This window comes from Methylobacillus methanolivorans (genome assembly GCF_044751345.1).
Lineage (GTDB): Bacteria > Pseudomonadota > Gammaproteobacteria > Burkholderiales > Methylophilaceae > Methylobacillus > Methylobacillus methanolivorans.
Genome location: NZ_JBIWXY010000002.1, coordinates 419,939 through 442,048, shown reverse-complemented (window position 1 = coordinate 442,048; position 22,110 = coordinate 419,939). Strand labels below are relative to the sequence as shown.

Below are 22,110 nucleotides of genomic sequence, written 5' to 3'. Positions count from 1 at the left end.
ACGCTCAAGGTTGGCCGCTCTCCTGGCTATCGGCCTCCCACCAGGCTCCGCCCAGCGCCTGGAACAAGGCCACTGTACCGTTATAACGCGCAGCCCGCGCCTGTACCAGGCTCATGACGGCCTGCTGGTATTGCTGTTGTGCGAGCAAGACCTCGGGCTGGCTCGCCGCCCCACGTTCACGCTGGCGTTGCACGATCAGCAGGTTTTTTTGCGCTGCCTGATAAGCCACATCGGCAAGACGCAAGGTCTCGGCATTGTAGTGAATCGCCTGCAAGGTATCGGCAGTATCCTGAAAGGCCGTCAGCACCGTGCTGCGATACTGCGCCGCGGCCTGCGCATAGGTAGCCTCGGCAGCGCACTGTTGATGCAGCAATTGCCCGCCAGCAAACACTGGCTGCAAGATATTTGCACCCACTGTCCAGAACGACCCTGCGCCTTTCAGCAAATCAGCAAACTGCAAGGTCGCACCGCCGATGTTGGCGCTGAGTGTCACGCTGGGCAAACGCGCTGCCGTTGCCACACCCACCATGGCACTGGCAGCCTGCAATTGCGCCTCTGCCGAGCGAATATCTGGTCGCTGCTCCAGCAATTGCGCAGGCAGGCTGACCGGCAAGGCAGCAGGCAGGTGCAGCTTATCGAGATCAAATGCTTGCGCAGGCAACTCGCTGGGGTAATGACCAGTCAGCACCGCGAGCAAGTTGTGCTGTTGATCGAGTTGCTGTTGCAAGGGCAAAAGCGCTGCCTGGGCTTGTGCCAACGCTGCCTCCTGTGCCGTGACATCGGCAAGGCTCACCTGACCAGCGGCATATTGGCGTTGTGACATTGCCAGCATTTGTGCCGAGAGTGCGACCAGCTCATGCGCGGCATTGATCTGCGCCCGCAACGAGGCTTCCTGAATGGCAGTGTTGACAATATTGCCCACCAAACTGGTGTAAGCCGCCTGGCGCGCATAACGCTGGAAATCAACCTGGGCCGCCAAGGCCTCGACCATGCGCCGGTTGGCCCCAAACACATCCGGCACATAGCCGATATTCAGCTGCGCAGTGTACAGCGAATACAGCATGATCTGCTCGGCATAAGCAGGCGTGGACAAGGAGCTGGCGATCTTCTGCCGTGTTGGGTTGAACTGGGCGCTGACCGATGGCCAATACAAGCCACGCTGGGCCGCCACATGCTCCCTCGCTGCAAGTAACGCAGCATTGGCGGCCTGTAAATCCGGGCTGGCGTTGATCGCATCTGCCACCAGCTTATCCAGCTCTCGCGAGCCAAATGCCTGCCACCATTGTTGCTGCACCGATTGCCCAGGCAACAGGGCTTGCACCTGACCAGCGGACCCCGCTGCCGATACCGTGCGCTCAGGCAGAGATGTCGCCGTGTAAGCCTGCGGCGTTTTCAGCGCAGGTCGATGATAATCAGGCCCAACAGCACAGCCGCTGCTCATGAGCAAAGCACACACTGGCAGTACTGAGGCACCCCAGCTCATCAACCTGGGCGACAACTGAATGGATGCATGCTTGGCTAACCGCGCCATCAATGTGTGACGCATCGCTATCTGTATCAGCTTATTCATGTGCCTGCTCCTGTTGCCACGTTGGGGTCGGCTTTTTCTGCGCCTTGCGCCGCTCTACCACCGCCTCCACCATGTAATACAAACCGGGTAGCAGCATGAGTGTGAGCACGGTGGCACTAACCAATCCACCCACCACCACGGTAGCCAGTGGCCGCTGTACATCACTACCCAGGCCAGTAGCCAGCATTGCGGGTGTCAGGCCCAAGGCGGCTACGGTCGCAGTCATCAACACCGGGCGCATGCGGCTGCGCGCACCTTCCAGCACGGCATCGCGCAAAAGCTTTCCTTCTTCGTGACGCAGGCGGTTGATCTGCGAAAGCATCAGTACGCCGTTAAGCACGGCCACGCCGAACAGGGCAATAAACCCGACCGCGCTGGAGACGTTCAGCGTCATACCGCGCACATGCAACGCCGCCAAGCCGCCCAGCATAGCCAATGGCACGGCAACCAGCACCAACATGGGTTGGCGCAGGTTGCGAAACTCGCCAAACAGCAGCAGGAACATCAGCATGAAGGCCATAGGCAAAATCAACGCCAGACGCGCCTCGGCCCGCTCCAGGTTTTCAAATTGCCCGCCCCATTCAATCTGGAGCTGATGTGGATCCACCTTGATCTCGTTGGCAACCTTGGCTTGGGCCTCGCTCAGGAAGCTGGCCAGATCGCGGTTGCGCACATTGAGCCGCACGAGGATATTGCGCTTGGCCATCTCGTGCACGATCACGCTTTCACCTGAAACCGTGCTGATATGCGCTACCTCAGCCAGGGGAATCTGCGCACCAGTGGCCGATGTCAGGGTGAGGTTACCGATGCTATCCAGGTTGTTGCGGGCAGCACGCGGGAAGCGCACCGTCATGTCATAACTCTTTTCGCCCACATACAACTGCCCGATAGGTGAACCACCAATGCCAGTAGCAATCAGGTCGGCGACATCGGCAGCATTGATACCGTAGCGGGCTGCCGCAGCGCAATCGAGCTCCACCCGCAGGTTAGGCAATGGCGGTTCTACGTCGACAGTCACATCGGCCGAGCCAGGCACCTGCCGGAGCAGGTCGGCAATCCGTTTCGCCACGATACGCACTGCTGCCAGGTCTTCGCCAAACACTTTGACCGTCAGGTCGCCATGCGCACCGGAAAGCTTGTCCTGCACGCCATCTATCATGGGCTGCATAAAACCCACGCTATAACCCGGCATCTGCGCATATTTGCCAGCCAGCCTGGCAATCAAGGCCTGCTTGTCCACACCGGCGGGCCATTCGCGATATGGCTTGAGCCCAACGCTGGCCTCAATATGCGAAGGCGTCCAGTAATCCGTACCTTCATCGTTGCGGCCAGTCTGCGTCACCATATACGCCACTTCTGGCTCTTGCAGGGTCACGCGCCGCAGTTCATCGGCCATGGCCGCAGCTTTATCCAGCGTGATGCCGGGCGGCATTTGTACCTGCAACCACAGCGAGCCTTCATCAAGGTAAGGCAGGAAATCCCGCCCTATGGTCATGAACAAGATAACAATCGCCAGCAGCGCCGCACCGCTCAAGGCCAGCAGCCAGCGGCCACGTAGCAATGCGAATTGCAGGAAGACGCCATATTGCCGCGTGAAGAACTCCAGCACCGGGTTGTGATACACCTTGGCTGGCCTGCGGAACGCAAGCCAGGCCAATGCAGGAATCAGCGTCAACGCCACGACCAAGGCACCGATCAAGGCTGCACCCACGGCAAAAGCCATGGGCGAGAACAATTTGTACTCGATGCGCTGCAAGGCAAACAGTGGCAAGTAAGCGCAGATAATCACTGCCATGCCGAAGAAGATAGGCCGCGCTACCTGCAAGGTCGCCGTAATGGTATCTTCTATCTGCAAGGGCCTATGCTCATCGGCCTCGCGCCGGCGCAGTATGTTTTCCACCAGCACCACTGCCCCATCGACCAGGATGCCGAAATCAATCGCCCCCAATGACAGCAGGTTGGCGGGTATTTTCAGGTGGTGCATGAAAATGAACACCATGAGCAGGGATAAGGGAATGGTCAGTGCCACAATCAAGGCTGCACGCACGCTGCCAAGGAACAGCAACAATACCAGTGCCACCAGCACCATGCCCTCGGTCAGCGTGCTACTCACGGTATGCAAGGTGGCCTCGATCAAGGAGGTACGATCAAGATAGGGCACTACCTTCACATCCTTGGGCAGCAGGTTGTCGTTCAAATCCTGCACTGCGGCATGCACGCCTGCCAGCGCGTCGGAAGGGTTGGAGTCCTTGAGCAGCAAGGCAATGCCCTGGATCGTATCTGAATGACTATCCTTGCCGAGGATGCCACGCCGCTCGACATTGCCGTAACTCAGTGCCCCCAGGTTTTTCACCAGCACAGGCACACCATCCTTGACCTTGACGACGACATTGCCCATATCCTCCAGCGAACGCAGCAAGCCAACACCGCGTACCACATAGCTCTGCTCACCACGATCAAGCACGCTGCCGCCGCCATTGGCATTATTGGCATTGATCGCCTCCTTCACCTCTTGTAACGACAAGCCATATTGCCGTAGGCGGCTCGGGTCAAGCTCCAGCATGAATTGCGTAGTAAGGCCGCCGAAATTGGCGACATCGACAATGCCGCGTACTTTCTTCAGCCGTGGAATCACCGTCCAGAATTGCAATTCGGATAGCTCGCGCAAGCTGCGCGTGGGTGACTCCAGGGTATAGCGGTAAATCTCGCCCGTAGGCGAGGTGTATGGGTCCAGCCCAGGCACGGCACCATAGGGCAGCGCCACTTCGTTCAAGCGCTCTTGCAAGCGCTGGCGCGCAAAATAACCCTCTGTGCCATCCTCAAACACTACGGTGATCAGCGACAAGGCAAACAGGCTGCGCGAGCGCAACACATGCATGCCCGGTGTACCCAGCAAAGCGCGCTCCAGCGGGATGGTGATCTGCTGCTCAACCTCCTCTGTCCCCAGCCCAGGGATCTGCGTCACGATCTGCGAAGTGACATCGGCAATATCGGGATAAGCCTCCACGGGCAATTGCTTCCAGCTCCACCAGCCATACAGGGCAACCATGCAGAACACCAGCCAGACGATGCCGCGACGGTGGAAGCAATGATTGACGATTGCGTTAATCATTGAGCATCACTCCATTGTGCGTGACCACACGTTCCCCAGCCTGCAAGCCATCCAGGATTTCCACCTGCTCGCCCACTGTCGAACTCACTGTTGCACCAATGGTCACCATCCGCGACTCAAACTGGAAAGGTGCATGCTCGACAAATACACGCGTATATAGCCCGCTTTGCACCAAGGCACTGGCAGGCACCAGAATGGCCTGGTGCGACTGCCCGGCAAACGTCGCACGAGCAAACATGCCGGGCTTGAACTGCCCCTGGCGATTATCCACCAGCACACGCACCTTGACCGTCCTCGTTTCTGGGTCCAGCAGGTCGCCTATATATTTCACCCGCCCGGAAAACACTTGCTCGCCATAGGCATTAAGCTTGATGTGCGCATCCTGGCCAACAAACATCTGCGCAATATCTTTCTCGGCGATGCTCGCTGAAACCCAGACACTAGAGAGGTCAGCCACCGTCATCAGGGGTGCCGTCACATCATTCCAATAGCCGCCCTGCGCGCCGCTCAACTCCACCACACGCCCGGCGATCGGCGAACGCAGGCCATACTCTCGATGCGATTGCGCCTGCACTGCCACACCAAGCTGCGCCAGCCGCTCGCTGCTCGCCCGAGCATCATTCTCCGCCGCTGCCAGCGCCAGCTGCGCCGCCTCAAATTCCTTACGTGCGGGAATATTGTCCTGCATTAAGCTCTCCTGACGCGCAAACTCACGCCTGGCCTGCTGCAACAACGCTTGCGCCTTGGCATTGTCGCTATAGGCTGCGGCAAGCTCGGCAGAATCGAGCGTGACCAACAGTTCTCCCGCATACACTGCATCACCCAGCCCATGTTGTAGCTTGACGATGCGTCCCACCAACGGCGGCGTGATTTTCACCACTCGTTCCGGCATCGCCTCAATTACTCCGGGGGCATCAATAGTCAAGGATAGCGCCTGCGTTTGCACTGCCTCAACCACCAGACTGCTACGCAAGGGAGAATCTGCCGCCACGCTCACCAGCCCACCTTCACGGCTCAGCTTAGGCTCGGCTGCCTGCGGTGCAGCCGCCTTGCCCCCACACCCTGCCAGCGCCAGCACGGCACATAGCCACCACACACCACAGCGCTTCATCTACAACCCCTATCAAATGCTATTGAACACTCGCCATCCAGCTCAAGGCGATGGCAGGCCTGCATTGTGCAAAAGCGCTTGCCAACGTGCCAGTATCAATAGGTAGGGGAATAATGACCGAGAGCTTATGCGGGATATACCAAGGTATAGCCGGGGAACTATCGTGGGTACAGCACGAATGAAAAGAATGGCAGTTCGCCACCTGAGGAATACTAACGGTGATAGGTGGATAGCCTGAGAAGGTTGAATAAGCACGGGGTACGCCCCGTTAAATCTGGTGCTTGAGCAAGCAGCGGTAAGGCAAACCGTCGTCTAGTCAGACGTACTTCTTCTCGGCCTGGACGATAAATGCGAGTCCATTTATACGCCCAGACCGAAGAGAAAAGAGAGCCTTAATATTCGACCATATCGAATGCGCAGTGAAATCAGAATGTGCGCTTGATATACGCAAAGAATTTGCTGTCGCCAGTCTTGTAACCAGTGCTGGTGACATACCAGTCATCATTGGCATCAGTGGCGATATAGCTGAGGCCCGCATTCCAGCCATCGCTATTGGCAATGGAGAAATCCTTGCTCACACCCACTTGTATATCGGTGTAATCCGCTACTGCATAGTTCTTCACGGATTGATGGCCAACATGCAACAACAGGCTTAAACCGTAGAAGGGCAATGCCGGGTTATAGTTAAGCTCAATGTAGTTGGTACCCTTGGAATCGCCGGTACCCGTCGTGTGGTGACCGATGGCAGTATTGCCATAAGACTTGGTGTTAACACCAAACCAGTCGGTGAGTGAGTAGGAATACTTGATCGCGAAGTCCTTGTAGTTCATCGCCACATTGACTTCCGTCACGTTAGGAGACTGATTGGCAATCTTCTCATTGTCAGGATAGTAAAACTGCAGGAATCCTGGAGTGATGGTCAGGTCATCCGTGATTGGGAAGCTGAAACCGCCGTAAAGATCGACTTCCAGCGTATTGCCATAAAGCGCATCCCTATGCACATTGGTGCCGCCTATGCCGAGAAACAGGCCACTGTCATGGGAGTAATCGACGAAGGCCTGGATAGCCCCGCGCCCGCGTGCATAGGAAATCCCGCGAAAAATGTAATCGCTGTAGAAACCAAAATTGGTGCTGATATGGTGCGGCGATGCTGGCTCTGCTGCGACATCGGCCTTGCCTTCGTCGGCTACAGTGTCAGCAGCCCATGCCGGGCTATGGACGATGGCGGCCAGACTACAGGCCAGAAAAACAGGACGTAAAGAAAACATGGCGACTCCCCTTGGTAGCGATGAATAAAGCTGGAGCCACGACAATAATGAATCACCACACCCCTTGAAATTCTCTTAAAGGAGTATGCAAAAGGGAGTACCCACTTCGGGGTAATCTTTCTGTTTTAATAACGAATTTTCCTGAAAAGATAAAAGAGTGGACATTAGGCCTACTGACCGCAGTCCATTAGACATATAGAACACAAGAAGCTGGGACAATGCACTGGGCAAGAAAGAGAGTTGCGCTAACAGAAAGTCATCTAGCGCGGCATGTCAAAAAAAATGGCCGCATTGCGGCCATTTTTCACTGTCGGGTAATACTGTTTTAGAAGGGGATATCATCCTCGAAATCATCAAAATTGCTGCCGCCTGCTGGCTTGGAAGCCGGAGCTGGGGACGGGCGCGGAGCCGCTTGTTGCCTTGGAGCTGCTGGGGCTGACTGGCCATAATCCTGGTTGAAGTCATCGCCACCGCCATCATAGCTAGCACCACCACTGCCAGCGCCATCGCGACCACCCAGCATCTGCATCTGGTCAGCGATAATTTCAGTAGTGTAGCGGTCCTGTCCTTCCTTGGTCTGCCACTTGCGGGTTTGCAAACGACCCTCGATATACACCGGGCGGCCCTTTTTCAGGTATTCGCCAGCAATCTCAGCCAGCCTGCGGTACATGACAATATTGTGCCATTCAGTACGTTCCTGGCGCTGGCCATTCTTGTCTTTCCAGTTGTCGGTAGTCGCAATGCTGAAATTGGCAACTGCCTCGCCATTGGGCATATAGCGCACTTCCGGATCGCGACCCAGGTTACCTACCAAGATTACTTTATTGACCGATGCCATTACTTTTAACCCCTTATCAATTGCAGCGCTGTAGAATCATCCCAGTCCGCCTGCATATCCACTTTCAATATCACCATGCCCTCTGCGGGCAAGACGACCGATTCCTTTACACCAGGCAATGCAGCCAGCCGATTCGATAGCTGTACGGCATCATGCGTGTGCCCTTCTGGCAAATGATACATTTTACTACGCACGGCGGCAGGTGACCTCATGGTGATCACACTCATCAGCCAGAGCAGCATGAGTATGCCACAGAAGCCAAACACCGCTGAATATCCATATTGGCTCGATAACCAGCCCCCAGCAACACCACCGACGAATATGCCCAGCGACTGCGCAGTGTTGAACACCCCGATCGCCGTACCCTTGGCGGCGGCAGGAGCCTGCTTGGAAATCGTGGAGGGCATGATGGCTTCCAGCACGTTGAAGGCAATAAAAAAGATAGTCAACGCCGCAATAATGCCCCAAAAGCTCTCAATCATGAGGCCAAAAGCCAGCTCAGCCAGCAACATCACGCTAACGCTGAGGATAAATATCTGCTTGAGCTTGGCTTTCTTCTCGCCAATGATAATCGCAGGCACCATCAACACAAGCGAAATCACCATGATAGGCAGGTAAATCATCCAATGATCGTTTTCGCTAAGGCCACTGGTTTGCTTGAGCGCAAATGGCACCACGACAAACATCGCCATGTGCGAAGCGTGTAGCGCAAAAATGCCAAAATTAAGCCGCAACAATTGAGTGTCGCGCAACACGTCTGCCAGCTTGGCAGGTGCGGCCTGGGTATCTGAGTGAAAACGACTGACCGTCGGGTTAGGCACCAGGTATTTGATATCCAGCAGTGCAAGCAAGGCCAGCACCCCAGTCAAGACAAAAATGCCAGGCACGCCTATCCACTGATTGAGCGTAGGCCCAAGCACCAAGGAGAGTGCGAAGGTGATGCCAATACTGCCGCCTATCATCGCCATCGCCTTGGTGCGATGTTCCTCGCGCGTCAGATCGGCCACCAAGGCCGTGACCACGGCAGATACTGCGCCTGCACCCTGGATGGCTCGCCCGATGATGATGGTATGGATGTCATCCGCCATGCCCGCAACAAAACTACCTATCGCAAAAATGACCAAGCCGACATAAATGACATTCTTGCGCCCGAAACGATCCGAGGCCATACCAAAAGGCAACTGCAGCAAGGCCTGCGTCAAGCCATAGGCACCCAGCGCCAAGCCGATGTAGAAATGATCATGACCAGAAGGCAGGGTCTCAGCATAGATGGCAAAAATCGGCAGGATGAGGAACATGCCCAGCATGCGCAAGCCATAGATAGAGGCCAGGCTCAGGGTGGATCGCAATTCGACCGGGGACATGCGTTCAGGCTGTGACATTAAAAATCATTGAATTCAACACGCGAAGTTGCGTATATTAACAGGTTGCCCCACCTAACCAAACCGACATCGAACACATGGATTACATACGCATACGTGGCGCCCGCACGCATAACCTGAAAAATGTATCGCTGGATCTCCCGCGCAACAAGCTGATCGTGATTACCGGCTTGTCCGGTTCCGGCAAGTCATCGTTGGCATTCGATACTTTGTACGCCGAAGGGCAACGCCGCTATGTCGAATCCCTTTCTGCCTATGCCCGCCAATTCCTGGCGCGCATGGACAAACCCGATGTCGACCTGATCGAGGGCTTGTCACCTGCGATTTCTATCGAGCAGAAATCCACCTCGCACAATCCGCGCTCCACCGTGGGCACGGTCACGGAAATCCACGATTACCTGCGCCTGCTCTATGCTCGCGCCGGAGATCCAGAATGCCCGGAACATGGCATCAAGCTGGAAGCACAAACGGTCTCGCAAATGGTGGATAGCGTCCTGCTGCTGCCGGAAGATACCAAGCTGATGATCCTGGCCCCGGTAGTAAGCAACCGCAAGGGTGAGCAACTGGATTTATTCGAGGAGCTGAAAGCCCAGGGTTTCGTGCGCGTCCGTGTCGATGGTGAAATTCATGAGCTCGACAGCGTGCCCAAGCTGGCCAAGACCGTGAAGCACAATGTCGATGTCGTCGTGGATCGCCTCAAGGTACGCGCCGACGTCAAGCAACGTATTGCCGAATCATTCGAGACCGCGCTACGCCTGGCCGATGGCAAGGCCGTTGCCCTGGAAATGGATACTGGCAAGGAGCACCTCTTCTCCGCCAAGTTCTCCTGCCCCGTGTGCGACTACTCACTCGCTGAACTTGAGCCACGCCTATTCTCGTTCAATAACCCGATGGGTGCCTGCCCCAAGTGCGACGGCCTAGGCCAGATCAGCTTCTTCGATCCCAAGCGTGTGGTTGCCTTTCCACACCTTTCGCTCGCCAGTGGCGCCATCAAGGGTTGGGACAAACGCAACCAGTTCTATTTCCAGATGCTACAAAGCCTGGCCTTGCACTATGGTTTCGACCTGGAACTAGCCTTTGAAGCCCTACCTGCGGAAGTGCAGGATGTCTTGCTTAATGGCAGTGGTAAGGAAGCGATCACTTTCCAGTATCTCAATGAGCGCGGCAAGCTGTATGAGAAATCGCATAGCTTTGAGGGCATCCTCAACAACCTGCAACGCCGCTATCATGAAACCGACTCCATCACGGTGCGCGAGGAGCTTTCCAAATACCTCAACTCGCAAGCCTGCCCCGATTGCGGCGGTACGCGTCTACGTCGCGAGGCTCGCCATGTGAAGGTAGGCGGCAAGAATATCCATGAAGTATGCGAAGCACCGCTGCGCCAGGCGTTGCACTTCTTCGATCATATCGAGCTGACTGGGCAAAAATTCGCGATTGCGGACAAGATCGTGCAGGAGATCAGCAGCCGCCTGAAGTTCCTCACCAATGTCGGCCTGGAATATTTATCGCTCTCCCGCTCTGCCGAAACCCTCTCCGGCGGCGAAGCTCAGCGCATTCGCTTGGCTTCGCAGATTGGTTCGGGCCTCACCGGCGTCATGTACGTGCTGGATGAGCCTTCCATCGGCCTGCATCAACGAGATAATGATCGTTTGTTGCAAACCCTGGTGCGCCTACGCGACATCGGCAATAGCGTCATTGTGGTCGAGCATGACCAGGATGCCATCATGGAGGCAGATTACGTCGTTGATATCGGCCCAGGTGCGGGTGAGCACGGCGGCAACATCGTAGCAGCAGGCACGCCAGCAGAAATCCAGAACAACCCGCAATCTCTCACTGGCCAATATCTTAGCGGTATCAAGGAAATTGCCGTTCCCAAGCAGCGCCATACTCCCGACCCAGCACGCTGGCTCAAGATGACGCAAGCCAGCGGCAACAATCTCAAGAATGTCGATCTCGCCCTGCCTGTCGGCCTGCTCACCTGCGTAACTGGCGTCTCAGGCTCCGGCAAATCTACCCTGATCAACGATACCCTGTACCGCGTGGTCGCACGCCATCTTTACGGTAGCTCTACGGAACCAGCACCTTTCGAGGAAATATCGGGGCTTGAGTTTTTTGACAAGGTCGTGGATGTTGATCAAAGCCCGATTGGGCGTACCCCACGCTCCAATCCAGCCACTTATACGGGGCTATTCACACCGATTCGCGACCTGTTTGCAGGCGTACCAGAAAGCCGCGCCCGTGGTTATGGCCCAGGCCGTTACTCATTCAACGTCAAGGGCGGGCGTTGCGAAGCCTGCCAGGGCGATGGCGTCATCCGTGTTGAGATGCACTTCCTGCCAGATGTCTACGTGCCATGCGATGTGTGCAAAGGCCACCGCTATAACCGCGAAACATTGGAAATTCAGTACAAAGGCAAGAACATTCACGAGGTGCTAGGCATGACAGTGGAGCAAGCGCGTGAATTCTTCGATGCAGTCCCCGTCGTAGCGCGCAAGTTGCAGACCCTGCTTGACGTTGGCCTAGGCTATATCACGCTAGGCCAATCCGCCACTACGCTTTCAGGTGGCGAGGCACAGCGCGTGAAACTGGCACTGGAGCTATCCAAGCGCGATACTGGCAGAACGCTCTACATCCTTGACGAGCCTACCACCGGCCTGCACTTTGCCGACATCCAGTTACTCCTCGATGTATTGCACCGCCTGCGTGATCACGGTAACACCATCGTCATCATTGAACACAACCTGGATGTGATCAAGACCGCAGATTGGCTTGTCGACATGGGGCCTGAAGGCGGTGATGGCGGCGGCACCATGATCGCCTGCGGTACGCCAGAAGAAGTGGCCGACACTCAGGCCAGCTATACCGGGAAATATCTGAAACCAATGCTCAAGCGCTGAACTGACACCATGTGCCGTGCCAAATAACGCTGCCCTGACACGTGACATAGGTGCTCTAGCCAAAGAAAAAGGCCCTTAAACAGGGCCTTTTCATATTATCCGAATAACATTAAGCAATGCTGCGTCGACGTGCAGCAACACCAAGCAACCCAAGACCAGCCAGCAGCAAAGCGTAAGTCTCTGGCTCAGGCACTGCAGCAATGCTCAGGTTAGTTTGGCCAGGGCTACCGATGTCGTCCACGGTAGAGCGCCATGAACCTTCTATATCGCCTACTTGCGATAATACCCACCCATGCACATTGTTTTCACCCAGCACATCTACACTGCCTGGAACACCACTATTGAAGCGAGCACGAATACCGCCAACGCTATTGTCGCCAAAGGTCAGGCGATCCACCAACTTGAGCTCATGATCAAAGATATTGATTTCATCTGAACGCCCAAGGTTAGGGCTCATATTCCCCAGTACCTTGATCGCAGCACTCAAGCCCCAGCGTGCGCGGAATTCATCAGCACTAACTTCTGTCAGGATGACCGACTCCCCAGCTTTCACAACGCCGAAGCCAGACAGCATGAATGTCAGGCTATTACGACTGTCATCGTCATAACTCCAGTTGGTGAAATCCACATCCCCCGCACCAAGGTTGGAAATCTCAATGTACTCACCCAACTCGCCAGCACCACGGCTTTGATAAGACCACTCAGTGATATAGACGTTATATGCATTGGCAGCAAACGCAGGCAAAGCCGTCAACGTACTGACAGCTAGAACACCGGCGGCGATGAATCGATTGATAATGCTCACGATGAACCTCTCTGATTAAATAAATGTAAAAGCACTCAACAGCAGAAAACACTGAGAGCCTACAAAAAAGAGAAGACAGTACAATGAAGGACTACATAGTCCTGATAGTAGTCAGGGCTATGTAGGGTAGAGAAATATCGCAGGAAGTGGCGTTAGATCTAAAAGCTAATGCAGTAAAACAATCTGACAATTAATGGCTGATGTGTAGCTTCATGGTTTGATGTGGGATGCCAGCATCCATATACTCATCGCCAATGCCACGAAACCCAGCCTGCTCATAAAAAGTGAGGGCATGGGTTTGCGCGGAGACATGAATATCAAACCAGCCATTTTGCCGGCACAACTCGATCGCCGCCTGTAATAACGCACGCCCAACACCCTGCTTACGCCAGCCTGGCACTACCGCCATGCGGCCTATGCTACCGTCACTGAGAATCCGTGCACACCCTATGGCACTGCCATCTTCGGCGATGGCGAGCAGGTGCAGCGCGGTATCATCTAGGCCATCCCATTCAAGTTCGACCGGCACATGTTGCTCATCAATAAATACTTGCTGGCGAATCGCTGCTATCGGCGCTTGATCACCCACCCAATCCGCCTGCCTTACATAAAAATTCATTTCAGGATGCTTTCTTGAAATCTAAATAAAAAAACACATGCCCGGAAACTATCATGATCGTCACAAGTATTGCGGTACATAGCGCTTACAGGCATCATCTATGCTCGCTTCGATTCACGAAATCGATATAAAAACTAACACGATCATCTTGATGGTGTACTTGGACGAGAAGGTAAGACGATGAAGAAGTTTTTAGGTTTCCTTGGGCGCATTCTACTAGCCCAGATTTTCCTGCTGGCCATCCTGATTCAGCTTTACATGATTCTGCAACACCCTGAAGGCTACCAAAGCTACCAGCTTTACCTAGCCCAATTTGGCCTGCTGCCATTCTTTGCTCCATTGATGATCTTGATCCAGCTGGTATTTGGCTTAGGGCTATTCCTTGGCTTCAAGACCAAGCTTTCAGCTTATGTATTGGCGGTATATGCTGTTTTCGTTGCCATCTTCCTCAAGCTCCCGGTCGACTTGATTGGTTTCATGCAATACCTCGCTATCGCAGGCGGCTATATCATCCTTGCCCTGAATGCGCCCACTGCATTCAGCCTGGACAATCTGCGCAAGAAAGCCTGATCAAGCACAGCAAAGCTAATTAAAAAGGGCGGTAATTCCGCCCTTTTTAATTTCATCCTTCTGATATTCAAGCCTCAGCCAGGTTGCGAGGTATCTTGAATACCACGTTTTCCACCACACCACTCAACTCCTGCACCTCGGCAGCGCCTAGCTCCTTGAGCTTATTGATCACCTCTTGCACCAAGACTTCTGGCGCAGATGCGCCAGCAGAGACACCAATACGCTTTTTACCGACAATCCAGGCAGGATCAAGGTAAGAGGCATTATCCACCATGTAGGACTCAATCCCCTGGTTCTGCGCCACCTCGCGCAAGCGGTTGGAATTGGAACTGTTGGGTGAACCCACCACAATGACCAAATCACAATCACGCGCCATGACTTTCACGGCATCCTGGCGGTTCTGCGTGGCGTAGCAAATCGAATCGCTGCGTGGCGGGGTGATCTCGGGAAAGCGCGCCTTGAGTGCACTCACTATCGAAGCCGCATCATCAATCGACAACGTCGTCTGCGTTACATAAGCCAATTGCGCCGGGTCTTTCACCTCTAACGTGGCAACATCTTCTGGTGACTCCACCAAGTACATGCCACCCTCGGATTGCCCCATGGTGCCTTCCACCTCAGGATGGCCCTTGTGGCCGATCATGATGATCTCCTTGCCAGAGGCACGCATCTTGGCCACCTCGATATGCACTTTGGTCACCAAAGGACAAGTCGCATCAAACACCTGCAGGCCACGCGCTTCCGCTTCAGCACGCACATCCTTTGAAACGCCATGCGCACTGAAGATCACCGTATTGCCCGCAGGTACTTCATCCAATTCCTCGACAAAAATCGCGCCCTTTTTCTTCAAGTCATCCACGACGAACTTGTTGTGCACCACTTCGTGACGCACATAGATAGGCGCGCCGAATTTCTCCAGCGCCTGCTCAACAATAATGATCGCGCGGTCTACACCTGCACAAAATCCACGCGGGTTGGCTAATACAATATCCATAAGCTCTCTACAATGTCGCTCGCTGCAACGCTCTTACTGGCCCAGCCAATGGGCAAACGTCAGCAGCAGCAATAATCCAATCAGCAATACCAGCACGCGCCAAACGAGGCCGACCGTGCTGCGCAAGTAGTCCGCATCAGCGGGATCACCCAAGCCAATTTCAGGACGGAATACCAAGATACCATTCATCGGCAATGGCTCGCCTATCTTCACGCCCAACGCACCGGCACCACTTGCCAATATCATGCCCATCGCCTTGTCAGACCAAGTTTGCGCCTGCGAACGCCAGCAATAGATGGCATCTTCAAAATCGCCCACGATCGCATAGCTACCTGCGGTCACAAAAGCGGGAGGCCAATTCAACCAGCGAAATACCTTGCGTGACCAATCATTAAAAGCGGTCGCCTCATGGGGTTGCCACTCCATGGTAACGATATGGGAAAGACGATAGAACAATGCACCCGCAGGGCCAAGGATGACAAACCAGAAAATTGGCGCAAACAAACCATAATGCGAACGTGACAACACCGTTTCTACACTCACCTGTGCAATCTGGGTAAGCGTAAAGCTATCCGTATCAACTTTTTCCCACTGCCCCAGTAACAAGCGGGCTTCATCGATATTACCGGTGCGCAATGCTGCAATGATCTCTTCTGCACGTGGGCCAAACTGGCTCAGGCGTAATGTGAAGTAAAGCAATGCCACGCCGAAAATAATGCCCAGAATCGCATTCACCTGGAGTAGCACGTAATAAACCACGCCCACTAATAAGCTAGGCAGTAGCACGACCAGTGCCCATGCCGTGATGCCTTGCAGGCGATTGCCGCCATTGAAATTTCGCTCAAGCAACTGAACGATCGGCGCGACGATCTCCTGCAACCAGTCCAGCTTGCGATGGGGTCGGTAATAGGTGAGCGCCAGTGCGCCGATCAGTGCAATGAAGTTCAAGGCGAGACTCCTGCTTTGTATTCAGGTTGGGCAACAGGTTCCAGCGGCATTTCGACGCTGAGGACACTATCATCGACAATTTCCACCGTAGGCAGGTTCAAGGTCGTGTTCTTGGCTTTGACGAAATCCAGCACCTTGGAGTAAGTCTTGCCATATGCAAGCAAAGGATGCGCCTTGATGCTGGAAACAAATACCTTGCGCACGGGTACGGTATCTACCTGAATAGGTGCCGCAGGCTTGGCATCGGCATCAATGATAAAGCCGGCACGTGCATGTAGCTCCTTGTAGGGCGTGGTGCGTGGATCACTAAAAATCAAGGTGATTTCAGGCCCCGGCTTGATTTTCTGTTGCACCAACTCATGTAGCACTTCCTCCTGCTTGCTGGAGAGCTTGGAATAAGGCCCTTCAGCTTCCAAGTAGGCATAGCGGTAATTGCCGCGCTCGGCGATCTCTACATCGGCAGACGAAAACAGGCCCCACCACCATAGCACCAGGGTGACGGGAATCAGGAAAATCAGCAGGAAATAAGGTAATTGTTTTTTCACGATATTGGTACCAGCAGGCAATTGTCCACAACCCGGCCTGGCAGGCCTGAACAACGGGCTGGGCGACTGTTATTTTTACTGGTAAACGATACCACAGACGCGGCTTGTCTTCATCATAACTTTGAATCCAGCCCTATTGGAGAGGATTGCCTGCATGAGCGGCAAATCCCAGTATAATGGCGGCTTTTGCGTTTACTACGTCCAGAACCACGATGAAAAACACTGCAACCCTTCTTGTGACCTGCCCTGACCGCAAAGGCATCGTTGCATCGATTGCCGATTTTCTCTATCGTCACGATGCCAACATCCTGCACGCAGACCAGCATCAGGATGCCGAGAACAACCTGTTCCTGATGCGCGTGGAATTCGATCTGGAGGGCGCATCCGTCAACCTGGACAACTTTACGGAAAACTTCTCGCCAATTGCGACCCAATTCAGCATGGATTGGGAACTCAAGGCATCCCAGCGCCGTGCGCGCATGGCCATCATGGTGTCACAATATGACCATTGCCTCGTCGACCTGCTGCACCGACACCAAAGTGGCGAGCTGGATTGCGACATCCCGCTCATCATCAGCAATCATCGTGATACAGAGAAACTGGCCCAATTTTATGGCATCCCGTTTTTCCATATTGAAGTATCCAAGGAAAACAAGGCCGAAGCAGAAGCAAGACAATTCGCCTTGTTTGATGAATACCAGATTGACCTCATCGTCCTGGCGCGCTACATGCAGATTCTCTCGCCAGAGTTCGTCAAACGCTATCCACATCGCGTGATCAACATCCACCATTCCTTCTTGCCTGCCTTTATTGGTGCTCGCCCCTATCACCGAGCCTTCGAGCGTGGGGTCAAGCTGATTGGCGCCACCAGCCATTACGTAACAGAAGTCTTGGATGAAGGCCCCATCATTGAACAAGACATCGCACGCATTTCACATCGTGACCAAGTCGAAGACCTCATCCAGAAGGGCCGCGATCTTGAGCGAGTCGTGTTATCCCGCGCTGTACGCTGGCATATCGAAAACCGCATCCTGCTTTACGCAAACAAAACTGTGATTTTTGACTAAACACCCGCGTGCCGAAAAACTGACGCCTGTGACGGGATACGAACGCATCCTCAGTATATTTTTGTGGCCAGCGCTACAAAACATCCGCTAAAACAAAAAAGAGGGGCATAGTCCAATAGGACTAAAAACCCCATAAAAACAATGACATTTAAAAAAACCCCCATTAGACTAGCCCGCAACTCATCATGAGTGGCGCAATAAATGCTGGGTGATGAGTGTTTGTTAACCACAGCATTACATCGCAATGTGTGCGATTCACAATGGTTGACAATGATGTAATGGGTTTTGAGGTAGATTGAAGCGACATGGCGGATAACATCCCGCCTCGTTATCCATAAAAATGACTAAGGGTTGATCGTGCTAAACAACCGCAAACACTTCATGTTTAAATGTACATGGCCTATGTTAGTGGTGACAGCAGCCTGGGCTGCCGAACCGCAAGGGGAAATCACCAATGCTCCCGCCAGCGCATTGCAAGCTGCATCCAGTGCTGCACATGCGGCCGTTGAAGCAGCCAATGCCGCCGCCGCTGCAGCAACAGCCGCTGCCAGCGCAGCCAATGCTGCAGCAAGCGCGGCAAGCGAAGCTGTCAAGGCAACCGAGCAGAGCTTGAAGCAACCCCAACTGGTTGTTGCACCCACGACTCCCGAGCAATTAGCCAAACCGCCTGCAGCTACTGTAGTAGCAGCGCCAGTTGTTGCCACCACGCCAGTACAGCCTCAAGTAGCCGCGCCGATTGGCCTGCAATCATTGAATCTGGACTTGCCGACACAAGCGCAATCTGTAGCAGCAGTCGATGAATTGCACCTATCGCGTTTATTTGGCATCACCAGCATCCCTGTTGCAGTGGCCAATGAAATTCACAACGAATACCTCAGCAGCGAATACGCAGAGCAGGCGCACTCATCGCAGTTGCCCGCTACGGTGACTGACACCATGGACATTCGCTCAGCCACTGTTGCTGCCGTGGATTTCAGTCGGGATGTGCATATTGCTGACGAACGCCTGAGCCAGGCAGATGCGCAATCCAAGCAGGCACGTGGCCTGTTGTTGCCCAACCTGTCTGTGCGTTATGGCAAGGGCCGGGAAATCTCCTCCCCTTCATCCGCGATTGATGCCCGCACTGGCTCGCGCATGGAAGAATCTCATCACACCCGCACCGATCGCGTCATCACGCTGCGCCAGCCATTGTTGGATATGCCCAGCATCTATGACTGGAAGCGCCGCCAGGCCGTCATCAACTCGCGTGAGGAAAGCCTACGCGGCACCCAGGGTGATGCCTGGCTAGCTACTGTTAACGCCTACCTTGGCCTGACCACCAGCCGCCTGAATGCAGATCTATCACTAGGTTATGAAAACCAGCTCAACGAACTTTTCGCCTACGTAGACAAACGTGCCACCGCAGGGGCCTCCAGCGATGCAGACCGTGAGCGTGTACGCGCCCGCAGCCTTTCAGCGCGTGCTGCACGTACCCAGCAGGAAGCGGCTCACTCCGCTGCCAGCGTCGAATTTCTACGCCTGACTAACATCGCGCCGCAAAATATCCGCTTGCCCGAGCGCGAAGATATGGGCGTCATCCCAGCAACCGCTGCCGATGCGATCAAGATCGCGATGAACAACAGCCCGGATATCGCTTCCATACGCGAAGAGTTACGCGCCTCGCAGATTGACCAGAACGTCGCACGCTCCCGCTATGCGCCACGCCTGGATCTGGAGCTATCCAGATGGACCACCGACAATGCAGGCGGGCCTGTAGGCGAGCAGGATGACAAACGCTTCATGGTCGTCATGAACTGGAACCTGTTCAACGGCGGCACCGATTATTACCTGACCAAGGAAAAACTCTCCCGTATTGAGGAGTCCCGCTATCGCCTGGATGACCTGCAACGCCGCATCAGTCAGGCCATGATCTCGCAATATGCCATCCTGGAATCTTCCCGCGAGCAATTGGTTGCTGGTTATCGCGAGCTTAACGCAATTACTTCAGCCGCGAATGCCATGTCCGAGAAGATGTTTGCCGGCAATCAATCCCTGCTTGATCTGCTGGATGTGTATGACCGCCAGTATCAGGCACGCACTCGCCTCGTGACTCTGCATGCACAGGAAATTGATGCCTTGTCGCAAATCAATCGCTTGCTCGGCCAATCGCAACCAATGACAGTAGCTGCGGCCAACAAGATGCCTGGTTTCGGCCCGGCAGCTAATGCCACGGACAATGGTAAAGATGCCGTGACCACGCCACTTAGCCCGCTAGAAGCAGGCATGGCTACACCACTGCCCAAGGAATAGTGAGACAACACCATGCAGCTTGATAACGAACAGGAAGACTCAGGCATTTTCTGGCCCGGCTATGTGGATGCAGTCAGCAATCTTGTGCTGAACCTGCTGTTTGTCGTGGTGATTCTCACGATTGCCGTGTTCATCTTTGCCATGGAGTTGGGCCGCCGCCAAATCAGCAGTGAAACACCCGTTGCCCCCGCAACAGAAGCACAGCAACAGGTTTCGCAGCTCACGCCCTCCGACATGGAAGCGGTAGAACCGACTTCGTATCAATCCGACGATGATGCCGCCCGCCTGCGTCTACAAGTCGCCGCCTTGCAAAAGCAACTGGCTGCACTCAAGGGCAAGGATGAAGAAGCCCGCAAACTGAAGGAAGAACTGGCCGCCCTGCAGCATGAAAAATCTGCGGGCCGCAACAGTCCGCGCCGCGTGGTCTCTGCCACCATCCGTGCTGAAGAACCCGATATGACAGTGGCTGGAGCACAAGGTGGCCTAGTTGTCGACTTTGTTGACGATGCCATCACCATCTCCAGCAATGAGGCTGACGAATTACGTGGCCCGCTGCAAGCTATCGTAGAAAGTGGTGGAGCTACGCTTGAAGTCAGCGTTCCGCCTGGGTTTACCGAAGCACGACGCCTGGCTTTCTACCGTGCCATGGCTGTACGCAACCTGTTGATCGACATGAAGCTACCCGCTGACCGTATCCGTGTTTCCATCATTGATGGCAACGCCAGGTCAGATAGTTCGCTGGTCTCGGTCGTCCCAGCGAGCAAGAAGCCTTAACCGGCCAGCAAACGGATGAATTGGCTGCAAAAACAGTGGAACGCCATGACGCCATCCCGGGCTTTTGTCCTGATCAGCGTAGCGGCGGTGATAGCACTGGTGGGCTGGGCAGCATTGGCGCAAGTTGACCTGATCGTGCGTACGGTGGGCCGTGTGGTACCGGCAGGCAAGGCGCAGATCGTGCAACACCTTGAAGGCGGGATTGTGAGAACCATCCTGGTGCAGGAGGGCGAAGTCGTCAAGGCAGGTCAACCACTGATCGAGCTTTCAGACATCAAGGCGCGCTCTGACCTCGGGCAGGAGCGTACCAAGCGTGATGCATTGCGTGGGCGTGAAGCGAGGCTACTGGCCGAAGCACGTGGCAAGTCCAGCATTGAGTTTCCTGCTGATTTGCATGATGCAGAAGTAAAGCAAGTGGAATCCGCAGCCTTGCAGGCTCGTGTTTCCAGCGTCAATGAAGAGTCTCGTGTATTGCGCGATCAAAGCGCACAACGCCGCGGTGAAATTGCCGAGATCGAAACACGACGCAGGAACCTGGTTTCAGAGATAGAGCTGGCACGCCAGCAGCACAAACTGATTGAAGGCTTAAACAAAAATGGCGCTGCTTCCAAGATGGAGCTGCTGGATGCGGAAAGCCGCTTGCAACGCATGGAATCGCAATTGCGTGAAGCTGAAGCTGCATTGCCGCGTTTAAGGGCTGCACAAGCGGAAATCGAGTCCAAGATCGGCGAATTATGGGCACGCTTCCGCGCCGATGCCACAGCGCAATTAACCGATGTGCGGGCAGAACTGCAACGCTCGACACTAGAGTTCGAGACCAATGCCGACCGGCTGGATCGAAACATTGTCAGGGCACCCATGGCGGGCTTCATCAACCGCATGATGCTATCCACTGTGGGCGGGGTGATCAGGCCCGGTGAGCCATTGCTGGAAATCACGCCGGAAGACGAGCACATCGTCGTGGAAACGCGTTCAAGGCCTGATGACCGCGCTAACTTGCGCAATGGCCTGCCAGCGCGGGTGCGTATCGGCGCATTTGACTATGCAACTTACGGTGCCTTGCCAGGCAAGGTGACCGAAGTAAGTGCAGACACGCTGTTTGATGAGCGTGAAGGGTATTACTACCGGGTGAGGGTAGACGTTGGGAGCATCAGCGAAATCAAGCTGGCAAAAACCGCTGGCCCGATTTCGCCGGGGATGTCAGTCACAGCGGATATTGTGGTAGGCAAGCGCACCGTGCTTTCCTACCTGCTGTCGCCGATGATGCGTTTTGGGGATCGCGTATTCCGCGATCCAAGATAAAGATTATTTGTTAAAGGTA

General features: G+C 54.7%; 17 protein-coding genes. 6 read left to right on the top strand and 11 right to left on the bottom strand.

Annotation, left to right across the window (positions count from 1 at the left end; all coding sequences use genetic code 11):
* Positions 1-4: 4 nt before the first annotated feature.
* The 6 genes from ACIKP9_RS11595 to ACIKP9_RS11570 form a co-directional block, all read right to left on the bottom strand.
* The gene (locus tag ACIKP9_RS11595; RefSeq protein ID WP_400882965.1) at positions 5-1,570 is read right to left on the bottom strand and encodes an efflux transporter outer membrane subunit; all 1,566 of its coding nucleotides are present in this window, start codon (positions 1,568-1,570) and stop codon (positions 5-7) included.
* Positions 1,563-4,682 (bottom strand): efflux RND transporter permease subunit, encoded by a 3,120-nt coding sequence (locus ACIKP9_RS11590; RefSeq protein WP_400882962.1) that lies wholly within the window; start codon positions 4,680-4,682, stop codon positions 1,563-1,565. Before ACIKP9_RS11590 ends, ACIKP9_RS11595 begins: the two co-directional genes overlap by 8 nt.
* On the bottom strand, positions 4,675-5,793 hold the full coding sequence (locus ACIKP9_RS11585; protein WP_400882960.1) for an efflux RND transporter periplasmic adaptor subunit: 1,119 nt from the start codon (positions 5,791-5,793) through the stop codon (positions 4,675-4,677). The genes ACIKP9_RS11590 and ACIKP9_RS11585 overlap by 8 nt, the downstream gene beginning before the upstream one ends.
* 425 nt (positions 5,794-6,218) lie before the next feature.
* Complete coding sequence (locus tag ACIKP9_RS11580; RefSeq protein WP_400882957.1) at positions 6,219-7,061, bottom strand: TorF family putative porin; 843 nt, start codon at positions 7,059-7,061, stop codon at positions 6,219-6,221.
* Positions 7,062-7,386: 325 nt separating this feature from the next.
* Positions 7,387-7,899, bottom strand: coding sequence for a single-stranded DNA-binding protein (ssb, locus tag ACIKP9_RS11575; RefSeq protein WP_400882954.1), 513 nt, complete (start codon positions 7,897-7,899; stop codon positions 7,387-7,389).
* A 5-nt stretch (positions 7,900-7,904) separates the two neighbouring features.
* Entirely contained in the window at positions 7,905-9,281 is a 1,377-nt protein-coding gene (locus tag ACIKP9_RS11570) for an MFS transporter (protein ID WP_400882951.1), read from the bottom strand.
* Between the two features lie 77 nt (positions 9,282-9,358).
* Here ACIKP9_RS11570 and uvrA point away from each other — a divergent pair, with 77 nt between their 5' ends.
* Positions 9,359-12,178, top strand: a complete 2,820-nt coding sequence (uvrA, locus tag ACIKP9_RS11565; protein ID WP_400882949.1) for an excinuclease ABC subunit UvrA — start codon at positions 9,359-9,361, stop codon at positions 12,176-12,178.
* A gap of 109 nt (positions 12,179-12,287) precedes the next feature.
* Here uvrA and ACIKP9_RS11560 read toward each other — a convergent pair whose 3' ends face one another.
* Both ACIKP9_RS11560 and ACIKP9_RS11555 read right to left on the bottom strand, forming a co-directional pair.
* A complete protein-coding gene (locus ACIKP9_RS11560; RefSeq protein WP_400882947.1) occupies positions 12,288-12,983 on the bottom strand; it encodes a lamin tail domain-containing protein in 696 nt (231 codons plus the stop codon).
* A gap of 190 nt (positions 12,984-13,173) precedes the next feature.
* Positions 13,174-13,602 carry a GNAT family N-acetyltransferase gene (locus tag ACIKP9_RS11555; RefSeq protein ID WP_400882944.1) on the bottom strand — a complete coding sequence of 143 codons (429 nt, stop codon included), beginning with the start codon at positions 13,600-13,602 and terminating at the stop codon, positions 13,174-13,176.
* A gap of 180 nt (positions 13,603-13,782) precedes the next feature.
* On the opposite strand from ACIKP9_RS11555, the gene ACIKP9_RS11550 reads away from it, so the two are divergent.
* Positions 13,783-14,172, top strand: a complete 390-nt coding sequence (locus ACIKP9_RS11550; RefSeq protein WP_400882941.1) for a DoxX family protein — start codon at positions 13,783-13,785, stop codon at positions 14,170-14,172.
* A 67-nt stretch (positions 14,173-14,239) separates the two neighbouring features.
* Here ACIKP9_RS11550 and ispH read toward each other — a convergent pair whose 3' ends face one another.
* From ispH to ACIKP9_RS11535, 3 genes are read right to left on the bottom strand one after another with little or no spacing between them, the layout of a single operon-like run.
* Entirely contained in the window at positions 14,240-15,166 is a 927-nt protein-coding gene (gene ispH / locus ACIKP9_RS11545) for a 4-hydroxy-3-methylbut-2-enyl diphosphate reductase (protein ID WP_400882938.1), read from the bottom strand.
* Positions 15,167-15,199: 33 nt separating this feature from the next.
* Positions 15,200-16,114 (bottom strand): CobD/CbiB family protein, encoded by a 915-nt coding sequence (locus ACIKP9_RS11540; protein WP_400882935.1) that lies wholly within the window; start codon positions 16,112-16,114, stop codon positions 15,200-15,202.
* Positions 16,111-16,659, bottom strand: coding sequence for a GyrI-like domain-containing protein (locus tag ACIKP9_RS11535; protein ID WP_400882932.1), 549 nt, complete (start codon positions 16,657-16,659; stop codon positions 16,111-16,113). The genes ACIKP9_RS11540 and ACIKP9_RS11535 overlap by 4 nt, the downstream gene beginning before the upstream one ends.
* 212 nt (positions 16,660-16,871) lie before the next feature.
* Between ACIKP9_RS11535 and purU the strand changes: the two genes are divergently transcribed.
* From purU to ACIKP9_RS11515, 4 genes are all read left to right on the top strand, one after another.
* Complete coding sequence (gene purU, locus ACIKP9_RS11530) at positions 16,872-17,726, top strand: formyltetrahydrofolate deformylase (protein ID WP_400882930.1); 855 nt, start codon at positions 16,872-16,874, stop codon at positions 17,724-17,726.
* Positions 17,727-18,128: 402 nt separating this feature from the next.
* On the top strand, positions 18,129-20,015 hold the full coding sequence (locus ACIKP9_RS11525) for a TolC family protein (protein ID WP_400882928.1): 1,887 nt from the start codon (positions 18,129-18,131) through the stop codon (positions 20,013-20,015).
* A 12-nt stretch (positions 20,016-20,027) separates the two neighbouring features.
* Positions 20,028-20,789 (top strand): hypothetical protein, encoded by a 762-nt coding sequence (locus tag ACIKP9_RS11520; RefSeq protein ID WP_400882925.1) that lies wholly within the window; start codon positions 20,028-20,030, stop codon positions 20,787-20,789.
* A 15-nt stretch (positions 20,790-20,804) separates the two neighbouring features.
* Positions 20,805-22,091 (top strand): HlyD family type I secretion periplasmic adaptor subunit, encoded by a 1,287-nt coding sequence (locus ACIKP9_RS11515; protein ID WP_400882923.1) that lies wholly within the window; start codon positions 20,805-20,807, stop codon positions 22,089-22,091.
* The last annotated feature ends 19 nt before the right edge of the window (positions 22,092-22,110 follow it).